Genomic DNA, 17,804 nt, shown 5'->3' with positions numbered 1-17,804 from the left:
ATTCCCCAGTGAAGCGGATGCCGGAGTTGTCATGCCCACCACACCCCAACCCAGTCAGTTTGCCCGTGACACCGCTGTCGAGCGGCGTGGCGAGAACCTCTGGAGTGCCGAGTTGTACGCCGGTTGGCGTATTGGTGCGGTGCCCAACGGGGGCTACGTGCTGGCCATCGCCGGGCGCGCACTGAGCGAGGCGCTGCCTCACAAGGATCCGCTGGCCGTCAATGCGTTCTATCTGGCGCCTACCACGCTGGGCCCTGTCGAGATTCAGGTAGAGGTGTTGCGAACCGGGGGCAATACCAGTCATGCCAGCGCTCGCCTCTTCCAGGACGGTGAGCTGAAGGTGGTGGTGACGGCGGCCTATACCACGTTCGAGCGCCTGCAGGGCCCCAGTTGGTCGGCCCAGCCACGACCTGTATTTCCCGCCTGGGAGGACAGCGTGGCGGGTGGTGACAGCAGTCTCGAATTCAGGCAGCGTGTGGATATTCGTCTGGCGGAGGCGGCGGAAGTGTTTCGCGGCGGAGCGCCGAGCGGGGCGGGCGAATTCCGCGGCTGGGTGCAACATGCGGATGGTGCAGCGCCGGACGCCATCTCCCTGCTGATGTTCGCAGACGCTTTCCCGCCACCGGTGTTCGACGTCATCGGCCTGGTGGGCTGGGTGCCGACCGTTGAGCTCACGGTGCAGCTCCGCGGGCTGCCAGCGCCCGGGCCGCTGCAGGCGCGCCTGTTTTCCAAACACCTCACAGACGGTGTGGTTGAAGAGGATGGTGAGTACTGGGACAGCGCCGGCAAGCTGGTCGCCATCAGCCGCCAGACAGCAAAGGTCCGGGTGCCTCGCCCTCAGTAGCCGGCGACGTGTCCGCCCGGCCTGCGGGTGTCGGTTGCACCCAGCAGGTAGCCCCGCTCCAGCATGATCGACTGCGTACGGCCGAGGGTGCGCCCCGCGACATCCACGTTGTGGCCCAGGGCGCGCAGCAGCTCCAGTGTATCCGGGCTGATACCCTGTTCGACGACAAGTTTGTCCGGCAGCCACTGGTGATGAACCCGGGGTTCAGCCGCCGCGGTGGCGATATTCATGTCAAAGGCCATGGCATTGAGTATCGTTTGCAGTACCGAGGTGATGATCAGACTACCCCCCGGGCTGCCGGTTGCCAGCCACGGCTTGCCGTCACGGAACACCATGGTCGGGCTCATTGACGACAGCGGGCGCTTGCCGCCTTCGATGCTGTTGGCTTCGCCCTCCACCAGTCCAAAGGGGTTGGGCTGTCCCGGGTTGGCGGCGAAGTCGGCCATTTCGTTATTCAGCAGCATGCCGGTACCCGGCACGGCGATGTGAGAGCCGAAGCTGAAGTTCAGTGTGTAGGTGTTGCTCACGACATTGCCGAAGCGGTCTGCGACCGTGTAGTGGGTGGTGTCATGGCTGGCGTCCACCAGTACCTCGCCCGGAGCGACCTCCGAGGACGGTGTGGCCCGGCCCGGCTTGATCAGGGCACGTTGGCGCTCGGCATAGGCCTTGTCGATCAGATCCGCTACCGGCACCGGCTCGAAATCGGGGTCCGCCAGATAGCGGCTGCGGTCGGCGTAGGCCAGTTTCATGGCCTCCGCGAGGTGATGGATATAGGCAGCGCTGTTGTGGCCCATGGCTTGCAGGTCATAGCCCTCCAGAATATTGAGGATCTGGAGGATATGGATACCCCCGGAGGAGGGCGGCGGTGTGGAAATCACCTCAAAGTCGCGGAACCGGCCGCGCACGGGCTCGCGCTCGATCGCCTGGTAGCCGGCGAGATCGGCGGCGGAGATCAGGCCATCCCCTGCCTGCATTTCCGCCACGATGCGCTCCGCCACGTCACCGGTATAAAATCCGTCGCGCCCCTGTTTCGCGATCTGCTGCAGGGTCTGTGCCAGATCGGGTTGCTGCCAGACGGTGCCGACCTCAGGTACACGCCCCTCGGCGTCCAGGAACAGCTTGCGCGCTTCGGCGTTGAGCGCGAGGCGCTCGGCGCGCGCGGCAATCTCCTGGTTGAGGGCGAAGGATATTTCGAAGCCGTCCCGGGCCAGGGCGATCGCCGGTGCCATCACCTCGGACAGGGGCAGCGTGCCGTAGCGCTCCTGCGCGAGCACGAGGCCAGCGACAGTGCCGGGAACGCCGGCAGATTTATGGCTGAAATAGGCGCGTTGCTGGTCGACCTCGCCCTCGTCGTTCAGAAACAGGTCACACGTGGCGGCGGCCGGCGCTGTTTCGCGGTAGTCGATAAGGGTTTGCCGGTTGTCCTCGGCAAGGTGGACCAGCATGAAACCGCCGCCCCCCAGGTTGCCCGCGCGGGGATAGCTCACAGCCAGGGCAAAACCTGTGGCGACCGCGGCGTCCACGGCATTGCCCCCGCGGCGCAGCATGTCCAGGCCGATCTCGGCGGCGAGCCGTTCCGGGCCGACGACCATGCCCTGGCGCGCCACCGCGGGCAGAAAGCGACTGCCGAAGTCGATGATCGGTGTCTCCGCAGCGGATTCCTGTGCCCGGGCAAAGGAAGCCGGCAACAGGCAGATACCGAGCAGGATGATCAGGTGGCGGGTCAGTTTCATGGGTGTGGGTCTCCGACGCTGAAGGGCCGCACTTTAACTGTTTTGGCTGGCAACGCATACTCACGGGCTGTTGCACTGCTGGCGGGAGATTGTGGTGAATACGCTGCTCAGGGAAATAGAATTGCGTCTCGATGCGCTTTTCGCACAGCTGGCTGAGGGGTTCGACGCGCCGCCGGCGCAGCGCCTGCGACTTGAGGGCTTGCTGGAAGCCGCGGCCCTGTTGGGGATCGCGACTCAGGCGGAACTGGAAGCTGTGTTGACCGAGCGCTACTGTGCCGCCTTCTCCTGCTCGCCGGCAGAGGATTTCGGCGCGCAGTGGCAGCGCCTGTTTCCGTTTCCGCAGATACCCGCCATGCAGCGGCGTGCGCCGGTCGTGCCGAGTACCTCTGATGATCTATAATCCAGCCTTGGCTACGGGAAGCACAGTGTGAACTACGAAGAATTCCGGCGCGAGTATCTGGCCGGTGGTCTCAGGCGCGAGATGCTCGCGTCCTGCCCGATTGCCCAGTTTGAAACCTGGCTGCAGCAGGCGGTGGCGGGTAACATCGCCGACCCTACCGCCATGGTGCTGGCCACCCTCGACGAGCACGGTGGACCCTGGCAGCGGATAGTCCTGCTCAAGGGTGTCTCCACCCGCGGCTTCGTGTTCTACACCAATTACAGCAGCGCAAAAGCGGCCGACATCAGTCGCGAGCCCCAGGTGTCACTGCTGTTCCCCTGGAATATGCTCGAGCGGCAGGTCATCGTAGCCGGGCGTGCGGAGCGCCTCTCGGCACTGGAGTCGGCGCGCTATTTCCTCAGCCGGCCGCGTGAAAGCCAGCTCGCAGCACTGGCCTCGCGCCAGAGCCGCCCCATATCCGCGCGCGCTGTCCTGGAGTCGCAAATGAACGCGCTGCGGCGTAAATTTGCGGAGGGCGATATCCCGGTGCCGGATTTCTGGGGTGGATACCGCGTGGTGCCGCAGCGCATCGAATTCTGGCAGGGCGGCGCGCACCGCCTGCACGACCGCTTCCGGTATTATCGCGAAGGCGATGGCTGGCGCATCGAGCGCCTGCAGCCCTGAACAGACAGCATACGGAGCAAGGAGTAGAACAGAGCGATGGTTGAACAGCAGCAACTGGTTGGGGCCTGGCAGCTGGAGTCGTGGTCAATCGGTTACGAGGGGCGGGACGATTTCAGCAGCCCCTTTGGCGAGGACCCGCTCGGGCTTCTGGTGTACACCGAAGACGGCTGGATGAGCGCCTCCATCAGCCGCCGCGACCGCGCGCGGCTGCCAGAGGACGCCAGCCCGCGCAAGGTGCCTGACGCCGAGCGCGCCGCCGCGTACAGCAGCTATTTCCACTACGCGGGGCGCTATCGCGTGATCAGGGGCAGCGTGGTGCACTATGTGACGCAGAGCCTCAACCCGAACTTCCCGGGGACCGAGCAACTGCGCCACGCAGAGCTGGATGGCCAGACCCTGGTGCTGACTGGCAAGGATGAAGCGGCGGGCACCGTGCGTTACCACACCCTCGTCTGGCACCGGGCGCCCGTGACCCAACCTGCCACGGAGTAGTCAGCGCGCGCGGCGCTGTGCAAAGTAGCGCGGCTCGCTGTCGAGGCCGAGGAGTTGCCGACGCAGCATATCGAGACCGGCCGCGGCGATCATGGTCTGGAACAGGGTGCGTTCCACGGGCCAGACGAGGCACCGGGTGCGCAAGTCCTGCTCGCTGCCCCAGGCCAGCCACACCGTGCCCACCGGCTTGTCCGCGGTGCCGCCCTCCGGGCCGGCGATCCCCGAGACGGCAATAGCGTAGTCGGCGCTGGCGCGCTCCATGGCCCCCAGTGCCATTTCCCGCACGACGGGCTCGCTCACCGCGCCGTGGGCCTCCAGGGTCTTCTTGCGAACGCCCAGCACGCTTGACTTGATGTCGTTGGCGTAGGTCACAAAGCCGGCGTGGAAGGCCTGGGATGAGCCGGGTATGCGCGTCAACTCGCTGGCGATCAGCCCGCCGGTGCAGGACTCCGCCGTGGTGACCGTCGCCCCCCGGGCCGAGAGCAGTTCCAGTACGCGGGCGGCGAGCCGTGTATCGCCCTCGCCGATGATGTGGTCGCCGACCAGTGCGCGCAGCCGCTGCTCGCACTCCGCCCGCAGGGGCAGGTCGGCGGCATCGGCAACAGACAGCTTGATTTCCATTTGCGGCGCACCGGCGCGAAAGCCCAGCTCCACTGCCGACGGCCAGTCAGGGATGGCGTCGTTGATCAGCTGCTGAGCATTGGATTCGCCCAGTCCGAAGGTTTGCAGACGCAGGATATGACGCTGCGCGGGGCGATCCAGCGACGCCGCGAGATCCGCGACGATCTGGTCGAGCATGCGCCGCAGCTCGCCGGGCACCCCGGGGGTGCACATCACCCGGCAGTCGCCCAGCATCAGTTCGAAGCCCACAGCGCTGCCCACGGCGTTGTCGAGGATGCGGGATCCGGCGGGCAGCTGTGCCTGCTTGCGGTTGGCAGCATCCAGGGGGATGTTGCGCTGGGCACACCAGGCCTCCAGGTGCGCGACAGCCTGCGGGTGCTCCTGCAGCGGCACCCCGGCCGCCTCGGCGAGTACCAGGGCCGTCAGGTCATCCACCGTTGGTCCGAGGCCACCGTTGACGATCAGGACATCCGCGCTGGCGGCCATCGCCCTGAGCTCGCGGCAGAGCAGCGCCCGGTCGTCACCCACTGTGACCTTGCGGTAGATGCCAAGCCCGATGTCCGCCAGGCGCTGGGCGATCATTGCCGAGTTGGAGTCGACGGTATCGCCACTCATGATTTCGTTGCCGGTGAGCAAAAGCTGCACCTGGGGGTCGCGATGCACGGCCACACTCCTCACAGGGAAAGGCGCACAGTGTAGTGCCGATGCTTTTGTCGAGGCAAAGTGCTATTTTTGCGTTTTCCGTGACCCTGCAGGAGACTTCCGCCCGTACAGGGCGCTGCGCCGATGACCCGTTATTGCCCCCACTGTGGCGCAACACTGGAGCAGCACGTGGTTGGCGGCGAGTTGCGCAACCACTGGCGCTGCACCGCCTGCGCGCGCTTGCACTACGATCACCCCATGATTGTGGTCACCACCTTCGTTGCCTGTGGCGAGCGCCTGCTCTGGGTGCAGCGGGCATTGCCGCCGAAAATCGGGGCGTGGGCCATTCCCGGGGGCTTTCTCGAACAGGATGAGACGCTGGCTGAAGGCGCTGCCCGCGAGCTGCGCGAGGAGTCGGGCGTGGTGCTGCCTGCCTCCGCGCTGACGTTTTACATGATGGGCACGATCACGTTCATCAACCAGGTCTACGTGGCGTTCCGGGCGCGTGTCGCCGAAGAATCGCTGAATCCGGGTCCGGAATCCCTCGCAGCAGGGTTTTTTTCCCGGGATGAGTGCCCCTGGGGGCAGGTGGCCTACCCGGAGGTCAACGATTCCATTATCCAGGCCTACGACGATCTGGACTCCGGGCGGTTCGACGTCTGGCACACAGAAATGACGGCCGACCGCTACGCGCGGCAGCGGGTGAGTGAATCACCCTAGGCCAGCTCCCCAGGGCGGCCGCAATCCGTATCGGACAATTCAGTCCCGGCCCCGGATATGCTACGGTCAGCGCCTTTATCACAGGCGACAATGGAGCCCCGCATGTCACTATACCCCGAGGTCGAACTGGCCACCGATGAACAGAAGGTCAGCTATGGCTTCGGCCTGCAGTTTGGTGACCAGCTGCTGCGCAACAACTTCCCGGGGCTGGATCTGGGTGCCGTGATGGCGGGTTTGCAGCACTGGTACAACGAGCACCAGTCACTGCTCGCCGACGGCGAGTTGAACCCCAGTTACGACGCCATCAAGGCGAAGCAGCAGGCGATCGCAGCCGATCAGGCGGCCCAGCGCGAGGCACTGGCCGCCCAGTTCATGCAGGCCAACGCGGCCCGCCCGGAGGTCAGCACCACAGCCAGCGGCCTGCAGTACGAGGTGCTGGAGGCGGGAGAGGGTGCCAGCCCCGGGCCGCGCAGCAACGTGGTCACGCATTACCATGGCACCTTCATTGACGGTAGCGTGTTTGACAGCTCGGTAGAGCGCGGTGAGCCTGCGCGTTTTGGCGTGCATGAGGTGATACCGGGCTGGACCGAGGCCCTGCAGTTGATGCGTATCGGCGACAAGTGGCGTATTGCCTGCCCCCCTGAACTGGCCTACGGACAACAGGGTGCAGGGGATGCCATCCCGCCGAATACGGCGCTGGTCTTCGAGATTCACCTGCTGGGCATCGAGGAATAACCGGCGTGGTGCCGGCCAGTGTGCACCTGCCGCGTATCCTGCGCATCGGCGCCGGTGCCAGTGAGACGCTGGTGGATACCTTGCGGGAGCTGGATCTGGCCCGTCCACTGCTGGTAACGGACCCCTATCTGGCGCAGCAGGGATTTGCCCAGCGGTTGCTGGCCCCGTTGGTGGAGGCCGGTATTCCCTGTCCGGTATTTGCCGACTGTGTGCCAGACCCAACCACTGACAGCGTCGCGGCGTGCCTCGCCATGTTGCAGGCAGGTGAGTTCGATTGCCTGGTGGCGCTCGGGGGCGGGAGTTCGCTGGATACCGCCAAGGCGGCCGCCGTGCTGGCGCGGCATGGCGGCGTCATGCGCGACTACGCGGTGCCGGCAACGGTGGCCAGCGGCCTGCCGGTGATTGCCATTCCCACCACGGCGGGCACCGGGGCCGAGGTGACGCGGGCAGCGGTGATCACCGACACGGCAACCCAGGAAAAAATGCTCTGTATGGGGCTAGGCCTGGTGCCGGTGGCGGCGCTGGTGGATTTTGAGTTGACCATGAGCATGCCGCGCCGACTGACTGCCGATACCGGGCTGGACACTTTGTGTCACGCACTGGAGGCCTTTGTCAGCCGGAAGGCACATCCGTTCACTGACAGCATCGCGCTGACCGCACTGGCCGGCATCAGTCAGCACCTGCGCACGGCCTGCGACGACCCGGGAAACCGGGTCGCCAGGGAGGCGATGATGCTCGCTGCCACCCAGGGTGGTATCGCGTTTGCCAATGCCTCAGTGACCCTGATCCACGGCATGAGCCGCCCTCTCGGCGCACTGTTCCATGTACCCCACGGACTCAGCAACGCCATGCTGCTGCCCGAGGTCACTGCCTGGTCCGTATCCCATGCGCCACAGCGCTATGCCCAGTGCGCCCGCGTAATGGGCCTGGCCCAGGCAGGCGACAGCGACGCCGCTGCCTGTGAACAGCTGGTGACCGGCCTGCGCCAGCTCACCGTCGATCTGGGCGTCCCCAGCCCGGCTGACTGGGGCATTGCCGAAGAGGACTGGTGCGCCAGTCTGGACACGATGGCCGAGCAGGCGCTGGCCTCCGGTTCGCCCGCCAACAATCCGCGGATCGCCGACGCAGGGGACATCGTGACCCTCTATCGCCGTATCTGGACGGGTTGACGCCGGGGCCCTACCCAATATCGGGCGCATTGGCTACACTCCCCGACCCCAGCAACAGGCAGCCCGGAGGCATCAGCAGATGAAACGCGTCGTATTCAACCAGAAGGGCGGTGTGGGCAAGACCAGTATCACCTGCAATCTGGCGGCAATCAGCGCCGCCCGGGGCCTGCGCACACTGGTTGTGGACCTCGATGTGCAGGGCAATACAACCCATTACCTGGTGGGAGAAATCGATGCCGATGCGTTCCCGGCGGAGGCGCAGGGAGCGGCAGGGCTGTTCAAGCAAACCGTGGGTTCCCGGAAAATGCGCCAGAACCCGGACTCCTTTGTCTGGGAAACCCCCTGGGAGAACCTGTTTCTGCTGCCTTCCAGCCCGGTGCTCACGCAATTGGAGCGCGAGCTGGAATCCCGCTACAAGATCTACAAGCTGCGCGATGCGCTGCAGAAGCTGGATGCTGAATACGATCGGGTGTACATCGATACGCCGCCCAACTTCAATTTTTACTCCAAATCCGCGCTGATCGCGGCGGATACTGTGCTCGTGCCCTTCGACTGCGACAGCTTTGCCCGCCAGAGCCTGTACTCCCTCATGGACAACATTGCCGAACTGCAGGAAGACCACAACCCCGACCTCGAGGTCGAGGGTATCGTCATCAACCAGTTCAACAGCCAGGCGCGACTGCCAGGTGAACTGGTGGCCGAGCTGGAGGAGGAGGGCTACCCGGTGTGCAAAACGTTCCTCAGCGCGTCGGTCAAGATGCGCGAGTCGCACCACGAACATCGCCCGCTGGTGGACCTGGCACCCAGCCACAAGCTGACACAGCAGTTCCTGGCCCTCTACGACGAGTTGGAGAGCGCTCGGGCCTGACGAGGGCTTTGGGTGCGGGCTAGACCTTGGGTAACAGGCTGCCGGCTTTTTCCACCGCGTCCACGTACTCGTCCAGCAGGCGGAAGATCACCTGTCGGCAGGACTCCACGGTGTTGAGCTGACCGATCACCTGCCCGCAGGGGTTGAACGCGATTTTCTGGCAGTCCCCCGCATCCGCATAGACCGCGGTGCGGCGGATGCCGTCCGAGGTGACCAGTCCCTGCAAGGGCATGCCCAGCGGGTCGGGGGTGTCTGGGCGATCCCAGGCTGCGGTCCACTCGTTTTTCAGCATGCGGCAGGGTTTGCCGGTCCATGAGCGCGAGCGCACGGTGTCCTCACTGCTCGCGTTGAGCAGGGTCTGTTTCTGAGCCGGTTGTGTGTGCGCCTCTTCGACGGTCAGCCACAGGGAGCCGGTCCAGACGCCTGCCGCGCCCATGGCCATCGCGGCGGCGATCTGGCGCCCGTTGCCGATCCCGCCGGCTGCCAGCATGGGCAGGTCGCCGATGGCATCGACGATTTGCGGCCAGAGCACGATGGAGCCGACTTCACCGGTGTGTCCGCCACCTTCGCCACCCTGGGCGACCACGAAGTCGAGCCCCGCTTCCTTGTGTTGCACGGCCTGCTTCACCTTGCCGCAGAGCGCGCCGATCAGTCGGCCGGAGTCTTTCACCTGCTTGATTTTATCGGCGGGAGGCGTGCCCAGCGCGTTGGCGATCAGGCGGCATTTCGGGCGGGTCAGGGCTTCCTCCAGCAGTGGCGTGGCGGTGGCATCGGTCCAGCCCATAAGTCCCATGGTCTTGCTGCCGTCTGGCCACTCGGGTACCCCCGCATTGGCCAGCAGCTGCTCGGCAAACTCGATGTGTTCCTTCGGCACCATCGCCCAGAGCTGTTTTTCCATATCTTCCGCGGACAGGGCGTCCATCCCTTCATACTTCTGCGGGATCACGATATCCACGCCGTAGGGACGGTCGCCGATGTTGGCATCAATCCAGTCCAGCTCTTCTTTCATCTGCTCCGGCGTGAACCCGACAACGCCAAGCACGCCGATACCGCCGGCCTTGCTCACGGCGACCACGACATCGCGGCAGTGAGTGAAAGCGAAAATGGGGTAATCGATACCCAGGCGTTCGCACAGTGAGTTGGTCATCGGGTGTCCTCCGTCGGTCTACCGGAGTGAGAGTATTATCCGCGCCGCCCGCGGAGGCAATGGTCTTGTCGGGTCGCTGGAGTGTATGCACCGGACCAAACCTGACTATAACCTTATAAAAACTGGTTATTTGTCAGCCCTGTTTTGATTCTTTAAAGTTCGCGGTCTTCGATATTCTTGGCTCGCCAGGTGGCTGTGGACATAGATCTGAAAAGCGTTAACGACAGGCTGAGAGGCGCCAGTGCGCCCGCAGTGGTGGAGTGGGCGCTGGCACAGGGGCGCCCGACCATCGCGACCACCAGCATGGGGCGCAATGCCGCACTCATGCTGCATCTGGTAAGCCAGGTCGACCGCTCCGTGCCCACGGTCTGGATCGACACAGGCTACAACCTGCGCGATACCTACGTGGTCGCCGAACGTCTGATCCGCGAACTCGATCTCAATATCCACGTCTATAGCCCGCTGATGACCTCCGAGCGGCGCAACGCCATCATGGGGGGTATTCCCACCGTGGATGAAGAAGAGCGGCATCGCGAATTCACCCGCCAGGTCAAGCTGGAGCCCTTTGCCCGGGCGCTGGACGACCTGCGGCCGGAAATCTGGCTCACCGGTATCCGCCGCGAAGAGACGGAACACCGCAAAACCCTGGATATCGTGTCCATGGACGATCGCGGCATTCTCAAGGTGGCGCCCATCTTCTACTGGTCGGAAGCGGAGGTCGAGGACTACATGCAGCGCCACCAGCTGCCGACGTGCCGCCACTACTTCGATCCGACGAAGGTGCACGATGGCCGCGAGTGCGGCCTGCACACCGCCGCCTGATACGCCTTTTCCCGCTATGCCCAGCGTACGCTGCCCGGGCGGGGCGCGCGCGTGGGCTCCGCTATACTTGAGGTGAGGGTCACCGTGTGTCGTGGGCAGCGGAGGAGAGCATGTACGCAGGGCGGGTGTTGCGGGCCGGCATTATCGCGTGCCTCACAGCAGGTGCACTCGGCTGCGCCTCGCAGGGTGCGCCGCCCCTCGACCTGAATACACTGCCCGCCCTCCAGGTGGCGCAAGCCGTGCCCCTGCGCGCTGTGGATGCGGTGGCGAAGCCGGATGCTGGCGACCTGCTGGCCACGACACCGGCAATGCGTGACTTTGTCGCCCGCTATGCCCCCGATGGCAGCAGCCCCCGGCATCGGCTGCTCAGCCTGCATGAAGCGGTGCGCGGGGCCGGCGGGTTATCGATCCGCTATGACCCGGCCGCCGATGGCAGCGCAGCGTGGGCATTTACCCAGGGCGACGCCAATTGCCTGTCCTTCGCCCACCTGTTCGTCGCCCTCGCCCGTGACGCCGGGCTGGAAGCCCACTACCAGTGGCTGGATGTTCGCCCGCAATGGACGCGTGTCGGTGAAAGGCTGACCATGCGTGTGCACGTCAATGTTATGGTGCGTATGCCCCAGGGCGAGCAGTTCATGGTGGATATTGATCCACTGCAGCCACGTGATGTGGCGGGGTCGCGGCTGCTGGCGGACCGCGAGGCGGCAGCGCTGCACGACAATAACCTGGCCATGGCGGCACTGGCGCAGGGCGATCTTGTTGCGGCTTTTGGGCATGCGGTCAAAGCCCTGCAGTTGAGTGCCGACCTGCCGCTGCTCTGGGTCAACCTGGGGGCGATCTACCGCCAGACCGGACAACTGGATGCGGTGGAGTGGTCGCTGCTGCAGGCGCTTCAGCGTGACAGCAGCGAACGCTCGGCGATGAATAACCTGGCTCTGCTGTACGACAAGGCCGGGCGCACTGCCGAACGCGATGAGTTGCTGGGTCGTATCCAGCGCCATCGGGAGCGCAACCCGTATTTTCACGCCTGGCGGGGTGACCTGGCGGGAGAGCGCGGTGACTGGGAGGAAGCGCTGACGCACTACCGCGAGGCCCTGCGGCTGCAGCCGCAGGACAGCGCGCTGCTCGCGGCAACCGGCATCATCCATTTCAGGCTGCAGCAGTACGCTGCAGCGGAGCGCCTGTTGCAGCAGGCCATTGAGGGCGCCAGCCTGCTCAGTGAGCGCAGCGAGTATGCCGCACAACTGGAGCGGGTTCGTCAGGCCGGGCTGCACTCAGCCGGGCTGCGTTCAGCTGGGCTGCATTCAGCCGGGCTGCGTCAGCCAGCTGGGGAGGCGCCGGGCTCAACCCGGATATAGGCCCGCTTGTGCATCTTGCCGCCGAGGCGCGACAAAGCGTCCAGGGCGCGCATCTGCCAGCCATATTTGCGCCGCAGGGCCGCTAGCGCGCGGTCGATTTCCGCCGGCGAGTCAACGAGAAAGGCGCTCACGTCGTGCCAGTCGCCGGTGAGTCGCCCACTTACGGTGCAGGGCGCGATACGCGCGGTGCTGAAATTGCGGAGGCGCTTGACCTTGCCGGCATCACCTGCAGAAAACAGGTAGTACACATCGCGGTCCGGGGCAAACCACACCGGGGTCGGTACGAACTCGCCACTGCGCTTGCGCGTGGCGAAGCTCAGGTAGGCGCAGTGCTCAAAGGGGTTGGCGTGGGGTTTTTTCATGGGGTTTTCCGCGCAAATGTTGACGGTTCGGGCTTACCGGGCGCAGGATAGCCCGGCACAATAGGTCACCATAACAGAACAGCCAAGGGAAACAGTAGATGCGCACATTCGGATTTGAATCCACAACAGAGGACGTGATAGCGGGGCAGGACCTGACTGGCAGGGTGGCCCTGGTGACGGGCGCCTCCGCCGGGCTGGGGGTGGAAACGGCGCGCACATTGGCTGGCGCAGGTGCCACGGTGTGCCTGTTGGCTCGCGACCGGGACAGGCTCGATGCGGCACTGGCAACCCTGCGGGGAGAGAATCTGCCGGGTCGACTGGAGTCGGCACTGCTCGACCTTGCAGATCTGGACCAGGTCCGGGCGGCGGGGGAGGGCTTGCTGAAAAGCTTCCCGAAGATCGATATTCTGGTTAATAACGCCGGGGTCATGGCCTGCCCCTTCGGCCACACGGCGCAGGGGTTCGAGATGCAGCTGGGCACCAATCATATTGGCCATTTTCTGCTCACGGGGCTGCTGCTGCCGGCGCTCAAGGCTGCCGGGACGGCGCAGCACGCGGCGCGGGTGGTCAACTTGAGTTCCGCGGGCCATCGTTTTTCGGCGATGGATTTCGATGATCCGAATTATGAGCGCCGCCCCTACGACAAATGGCAGTCCTATGGGCAGTCGAAGACCGCCAACGTGCTGTTTTCCGTAGCGCTGGATGCGCGGCTTGCAGACAGCCACGTGCGCGCGTTTGCGGTACACCCCGGAGCGATCAGCACGGAGCTTGGCCGGCACCTGAATCCGGATGACATGGCACAGATCGCCGCCTCCTTCCCCGGTGGCAAAATGGCCTTCAAGTCGGTGCCGCAGGGCGCGGCGACGTCGGTCTGGGCGGCAACCGCGCCGGAACTGGAAGGAAAAGGCGGCCTCTACCTGGAAGACTGCCAGATTGCGCAGGCGGGTGGTGAGGACAGTATGGCCGGGGTGCAACCCTGGGCGACAGACCGGGAGGCTGCCGAGCGTCTCTGGCAGTTGTCACAACAGTGGGTGGAGCAGGAGTTTGCGTGATGATGCAGTTGAAGCGATGGAAGAGGCTCTGTGCGGCGTTCATGGTGACGCTGTGCTTCGGCCTGGCCGCAGCAGCCGCCAGTGCGGATAGCCGAGAGGATATCGAGGCCAAATCCGACAGGGCGCTGGATGAGCTGCGACGCTACTCGCCGGGGGTCAACTCGCTGCTGAGCAAAGCCAGGGGTGTGCTGGTGTTTCCTGACATCGTCAACATGGGCTTCGGCGTAGGCGGGCAGTATGGCGAGGGTGCGTTACTGGTCGATGGCGATCCGGTCGCCTATTACGCCTCCTCGGCCGGCCCCGCTGAGCTGCCACCGGGCGCCACGCGGGCGGCCAAGGTCATCCTGTTCATGACCACGGACGCACTGGTGTCATTCCGCAATACGGTGGGCTGGCAGGTAGGCCTGCACGGCGAGGTCGACCTGGTGCAGACCGCCGGCGGTAACGTCCGCCTGGCGCGGGCCGAGCACCCCGTGCTGGCCCTGAGTTTTTCCGACAAGGGCATCATTGAGGGTGCCGACCTGAACGGCAGCACCATCAACCGCATCGCGCGCTGAACGGTGCTGCTGTGGCGGCCGCGCCGGGCATTGGGTATGCTGCGCGGCTTTCCACCCTGGCACACACGGAGCCCCTTCATGTCTGACCACAGTCCGGTTGTTGCTGTCCTCAATGGTGAGCTGCCCGTTGGCAGCGAGGTGACCGTCAAGGGCTGGCTGCGCAGCAAACGCGATTCCAAGGCCGGTATTTCGTTCCTGTCCATTCACGATGGCACCAGCTTCCACCCGGTGCAGGCCGTAGTGCCCGCGAGCCTGGACAATTACGAGCGTGAGATCATCAAGCTGTCCACTGGTTGCGCAGTCGCGGTCCGTGGCGAGCTGGTGCCCTCGCAGGGGCAGGGGCAGGCGGTGGAGATCCAGGCCAGCGCAGTGCAGGTGCTCGGCTGGGTGGACGACGCTGAAACCTACCCGATTGCCAAGAAACGCCATACCTTCGAGTATTTGCGCACCCAGGCGCACCTGCGTCCTCGCACCAACACCTTCGGCGCCATTACCCGTGTGCGCCACACACTGGCCAATGCGATACACAGCTACTTCCACGACCAGGGGTTCTACTGGGTCAATACACCCATCATCACCGGCAGTGACTGTGAAGGTGCCGGCGAGCTGTTTCGTGTGAGCACGCTGGATTTCGCCAATTTGCCACGCAACCCCGACGGCTCGGTGGACCATCGCGCAGACTTCTTCGCCGGCGACGCATTTCTCACGGTGTCCGGGCAGCTGGAGGTGGAGTCGTACTGTCTCGCGATGAGCAAGGTCTACACCTTCGGTCCCACCTTCCGCGCTGAGAATTCCAATACCAGCCGGCACCTGGCGGAGTTCTGGATGGTGGAGCCCGAAGTGGCCTTTGCCGATCTGCAGGACAACGCAGATCTGGCGGAAGCGCTGCTCAAGCATGTGTTCAGCCGCGTATTGAACGACTGCGAAGACGACATGGCCTTCTTCCAGCAGCGTATCGACAACACGGTCATGGAACGCCTGCGTACGGTGATTGACAGCCCCTTCGAGCGTATCGATTACACCGAGGCGGTAAATATCCTGCAAAACTGCGGCAAGACCTTCGAGTTTCCGGTGACCTGGGGGACGGATCTCGCCTCAGAACACGAGCGCTATTTGGCGGAGACCCACGTCGGGCGGCCAGTGGTGGTGATGAATTACCCGAAGGCCATCAAAGCCTTCTATATGCGCCTGAACGACGACGGTGAAACCGTAGCGGCCATGGACGTGCTGGCCCCTGGCATCGGTGAGATCATCGGTGGCAGCCAGCGCGAAGAACGGCTCGACGTGCTCGACGCGCGCATGGACGCCCAGGTGCGGGAAGAGCTGTGGTGGTATCGCGACCTGCGCCGCTATGGCAGTGTGCCGCACGCCGGTTTTGGCCTGGGCTTCGAGCGCCTGCTCAACTATGTGACGGGTATGGAAAACGTGCGCGATGCGATCCCCTTCCCGCGCACCCCCGGCAACGCTAGTTTTTAGGCGCCCGGCTAGGGGCGCCCGGTTAGGGGCGCCCGGCCAGGGACGCAATCAGCTGGCTGGTGAGCTGGTCGCGGGTTCCTTCGGCGGCTTCAGGCCACTGCCCGGGCGCACCGCAAACAGCGTCTGGTAGCCGTTCTCGACGTCGCAGCCCAGGTAATCCACCTCAATAGTCTGTTCGAGGTGGAAGCGCCGTGTGGTGCTGGTCAGGCTCGCTGTCCACTTGTCGTAGCTGAATTTCTCGGGATCCTTGCGCAGGTCGATAAAGCCCTCCAGGCCGCAGTCCAGCAGGCGCACGCTCATGCCGGAGCTGTTGATGTGCACAATGCGTCCACTGAAGCCGTCGGTTCTTTCACCGGCGATGCGTGCCAGGTATCTGCTGGCCAGCCACCGTTCGGCCTCCTGCGTCGCGGCGCGCACGTTACCCAGGCGCTCCTTCAGCGCGGTTAATTCGGCAGCACTGACCAGCTGTGCCGGCTCACCACGCAGCACCGCCTTGATCTGCAGGTGTACAAGGTAATCAACGTACTTGCGCAGGGGCGAGGTGCAGTTGGTGTAGCACTCCAGGGCCATGCCCATGTGCAGCCCGGCGCGGGTCGACAGCTCTGCACGGGTCAGCAGGCGGTTGATCATGGCCCGCAGTGGTAGCTGGTTCTCGCTGGCGGCGAGGCGCCGCATGATGTCGCGGTATCCCTCGCGCGAGGTCGGGTCCAACCCGGCGACTTCCGGTGCATGCAGGGCAAGGAATTTACGGCATTCCTCGAGTCGGTCGCTGCGAAAGCCCGGGTGGGTGACAAACGGGCCACTGCCATCATGCTCGGCAAGAAAGCGGGCGGCACAGCGGTTGGCGGCGATCATGCACTCTTCAACCAGCTTCTGCGACAGCAGCTTCTCGTGGGGCTCTATCGTCTCAATCTGCTTCTGGTCGTTGAGGATCCAGCGATACTCGCGGCGATCTTCCATCACCAGTTCTTCTGCCTCACGCTGGGCGCGCAGCGCGCGGTACACCTGATAGAGCGCCTCCAGCGGTGTGGCGTGGCTCATGAGGTCGTCGCCGTGACCGTTGAGGTAGCGATCCACGGCGAAGTAGGACAGCTTGGCCCGGGAGCGCACCGTGGCCTCAATAAACTCGAAGGCACCCACGCGGCCGCTGTCACTGACGGATATCCTGCAGACCAGGGCCGCGCGATCATTCCCCTCGGACAGCGCGCAGGTGTCCTGGGCCATCTGCTCGGGCAGCATGGGCAGTACATCGCCGTGGAAATACACGGTGGTGCCGCGTGCCGCAATGTCCTGACGCAGGCTGGAGTCGGCGGGCACCCAGGCACTGGGGTCGGCGATCGCTACATACAGCGTCCAGCCGTCGCTGCTGATGTCGGCGTACAACGCGTCGTCGATATCCTGCGTCTTGGCTGCATCAATCGAGACAAATTCCAGGTCGGTGAGGTCCCTGCGCCGCTCGTCGTCCAGTGGCCGCACGTCAGCAATACGCTTTTCCATGTCGCGCAGCGCCGGTGGACTCCAGCCGGCGGCAAGCCGGTACTTGGCAATACTGTAGAGGTTCTCGATGCCCGGGGTGCTGTCGTTACCCAGCACCTGCAACACCTTGGCCTGCGGCTTGCCGTCCCGGATGGGGTGGCGGAGGATCGCGCAGCGCAGATAGTCGCCCTCACGCACACCGTTGCGGGCGTGTGGCGGTATGAACAGCCAGCGCTTAAGCTGGGGCAGGTCCGGCTGCACGAACAGCGCCTTGCCCTTGCGCACACAGCGGCCGCTGAAGTCGCCCAGCGGGCTGTCGATCAGCTTTTCGATATCGGCGATCAGCTTGTTGTCGCCCGAGGGGCGCACGCAGACGCGAACACGATCGTCCGGGAATGCCTTCAGCATCTCATCCGGCGGCACGAAAATCTCCCGGCCGTCCGCGAGCACGGCAAAGCCGTAGCGGGACTGGGTGCCCTTTATCACCGCGTCGGCGCGCTCTTTCTCGGCCTCCATCTGGGATTTGAGGCCCTTGAGCTGGGCGAGAGAGTCCGGGTTGAGCATCGCGGCAATCGAGTCTTTGGCTGGTGGCTGAACAAGCTGGCTATCCTAGCCGAAAACGGCGGTGCTGTCAGGATTCCCCGGACGTTGACATTGTGGGGCGCAG

At 64.6% G+C, this 17,804-nt stretch carries 18 protein-coding genes; 13 read left to right on the top strand and 5 right to left on the bottom strand.

Translation table 11 applies throughout. The features are described from left to right. Positions 1-31: 31 nt before the first annotated feature. Entirely contained in the window at positions 32-844 is an 813-nt protein-coding gene (locus tag AACZ17_RS11940; protein WP_290746536.1) for a thioesterase family protein, read from the top strand. On the opposite strand, the gene ggt is transcribed toward AACZ17_RS11940, so the two are convergent. Further along, a complete protein-coding gene (gene ggt, locus AACZ17_RS11935; RefSeq protein WP_290746533.1) occupies positions 838-2,577 on the bottom strand; it encodes a gamma-glutamyltransferase in 1,740 nt (579 codons plus the stop codon). The genes AACZ17_RS11940 and ggt overlap by 7 nt on opposite strands. A 94-nt stretch (positions 2,578-2,671) precedes the next feature. Between ggt and AACZ17_RS11930 the strand changes: the two genes are divergently transcribed. Genes AACZ17_RS11930 through AACZ17_RS11920 form a run of 3 tightly spaced genes read left to right on the top strand, consistent with a single transcriptional unit; the run spans position 2,672 to position 4,132 of the window. Beyond that, on the top strand, positions 2,672-2,977 hold the full coding sequence (locus AACZ17_RS11930; protein ID WP_290746530.1) for a hypothetical protein: 306 nt from the start codon (positions 2,672-2,674) through the stop codon (positions 2,975-2,977). Between the two features lie 27 nt (positions 2,978-3,004). After that, the gene (gene pdxH / locus AACZ17_RS11925; protein WP_290746527.1) at positions 3,005-3,640 is read left to right on the top strand and encodes a pyridoxamine 5'-phosphate oxidase; all 636 of its coding nucleotides are present in this window, start codon (positions 3,005-3,007) and stop codon (positions 3,638-3,640) included. A gap of 36 nt (positions 3,641-3,676) precedes the next feature. Continuing rightward, a complete protein-coding gene (locus AACZ17_RS11920; RefSeq protein WP_290746523.1) occupies positions 3,677-4,132 on the top strand; it encodes a lipocalin-like domain-containing protein in 456 nt (151 codons plus the stop codon). Here the strand turns inward: AACZ17_RS11920 and AACZ17_RS11915 are convergent, their stop codons facing one another. Further along, complete coding sequence (locus AACZ17_RS11915; protein ID WP_290746519.1) at positions 4,133-5,416, bottom strand: CinA family nicotinamide mononucleotide deamidase-related protein; 1,284 nt, start codon at positions 5,414-5,416, stop codon at positions 4,133-4,135. 123 nt (positions 5,417-5,539) lie between these two features. On the opposite strand from AACZ17_RS11915, the gene AACZ17_RS11910 reads away from it, so the two are divergent. The 4 genes from AACZ17_RS11910 to AACZ17_RS11895 all read left to right on the top strand — a co-directional run bounded on the left by AACZ17_RS11910 (position 5,540) and on the right by AACZ17_RS11895 (position 8,887). Next, complete coding sequence (locus AACZ17_RS11910; protein ID WP_290746516.1) at positions 5,540-6,115, top strand: NUDIX hydrolase; 576 nt, start codon at positions 5,540-5,542, stop codon at positions 6,113-6,115. A gap of 102 nt (positions 6,116-6,217) precedes the next feature. Further along, positions 6,218-6,850 (top strand): FKBP-type peptidyl-prolyl cis-trans isomerase, encoded by a 633-nt coding sequence (locus AACZ17_RS11905; protein ID WP_290746513.1) that lies wholly within the window; start codon positions 6,218-6,220, stop codon positions 6,848-6,850. A 5-nt stretch (positions 6,851-6,855) separates the two neighbouring features. Then, a complete protein-coding gene (locus tag AACZ17_RS11900) occupies positions 6,856-8,019 on the top strand; it encodes an iron-containing alcohol dehydrogenase (RefSeq protein ID WP_339638303.1) in 1,164 nt (387 codons plus the stop codon). A 79-nt stretch (positions 8,020-8,098) separates the two neighbouring features. Next, the gene (locus tag AACZ17_RS11895; protein WP_290746510.1) at positions 8,099-8,887 is read left to right on the top strand and encodes a ParA family protein; all 789 of its coding nucleotides are present in this window, start codon (positions 8,099-8,101) and stop codon (positions 8,885-8,887) included. Between the two features lie 19 nt (positions 8,888-8,906). Here the strand turns inward: AACZ17_RS11895 and AACZ17_RS11890 are convergent, their stop codons facing one another. Further along, entirely contained in the window at positions 8,907-10,034 is a 1,128-nt protein-coding gene (locus AACZ17_RS11890; RefSeq protein ID WP_290746507.1) for a nitronate monooxygenase, read from the bottom strand. A gap of 189 nt (positions 10,035-10,223) precedes the next feature. Between AACZ17_RS11890 and AACZ17_RS11885 the strand changes: the two genes are divergently transcribed. Together AACZ17_RS11885 and AACZ17_RS11880 are read left to right on the top strand one after the other, a co-directional pair. Beyond that, entirely contained in the window at positions 10,224-10,856 is a 633-nt protein-coding gene (locus tag AACZ17_RS11885; protein ID WP_290746504.1) for a phosphoadenosine phosphosulfate reductase family protein, read from the top strand. Positions 10,857-10,966: 110 nt separating this feature from the next. Further along, complete coding sequence (locus AACZ17_RS11880; protein ID WP_290746501.1) at positions 10,967-12,214, top strand: tetratricopeptide repeat protein; 1,248 nt, start codon at positions 10,967-10,969, stop codon at positions 12,212-12,214. Here AACZ17_RS11880 and AACZ17_RS11875 read toward each other — a convergent pair. Next, on the bottom strand, positions 12,175-12,576 hold the full coding sequence (locus tag AACZ17_RS11875; protein ID WP_290746498.1) for a PPOX class F420-dependent oxidoreductase: 402 nt from the start codon (positions 12,574-12,576) through the stop codon (positions 12,175-12,177). The two genes, AACZ17_RS11880 and AACZ17_RS11875, sit on opposite strands and share 40 nt — an antisense overlap. Before the next feature lie 98 nt (positions 12,577-12,674). On the opposite strand from AACZ17_RS11875, the gene AACZ17_RS11870 reads away from it, so the two are divergent. From AACZ17_RS11870 to asnS, 3 genes are all read left to right on the top strand, one after another. Next, positions 12,675-13,628, top strand: coding sequence for an SDR family NAD(P)-dependent oxidoreductase (locus AACZ17_RS11870; RefSeq protein ID WP_290746495.1), 954 nt, complete (start codon positions 12,675-12,677; stop codon positions 13,626-13,628). Beyond that, on the top strand, positions 13,628-14,185 hold the full coding sequence (locus tag AACZ17_RS11865; protein WP_290746492.1) for a hypothetical protein: 558 nt from the start codon (positions 13,628-13,630) through the stop codon (positions 14,183-14,185). The genes AACZ17_RS11870 and AACZ17_RS11865 overlap by 1 nt, the downstream gene beginning before the upstream one ends. A gap of 78 nt (positions 14,186-14,263) precedes the next feature. Beyond that, positions 14,264-15,661 (top strand): asparagine--tRNA ligase, encoded by a 1,398-nt coding sequence (gene asnS, locus AACZ17_RS11860; RefSeq protein WP_290746489.1) that lies wholly within the window; start codon positions 14,264-14,266, stop codon positions 15,659-15,661. 48 nt (positions 15,662-15,709) lie between these two features. Here the strand turns inward: asnS and AACZ17_RS11855 are convergent, their stop codons facing one another. Then, positions 15,710-17,701 (bottom strand): VacB/RNase II family 3'-5' exoribonuclease, encoded by a 1,992-nt coding sequence (locus tag AACZ17_RS11855; protein WP_290746486.1) that lies wholly within the window; start codon positions 17,699-17,701, stop codon positions 15,710-15,712. Between the last annotated feature and the right edge of the window lie 103 nt (positions 17,702-17,804).

The sequence above is a fragment of the uncultured Haliea sp. genome (genome assembly GCF_963973825.1).
GTDB lineage: Bacteria > Pseudomonadota > Gammaproteobacteria > Pseudomonadales > Halieaceae > Haliea.
The sequence above is the reverse complement of the archived record's forward strand: the minus strand, read 5'-3'. Positions and strand labels throughout refer to the sequence as shown.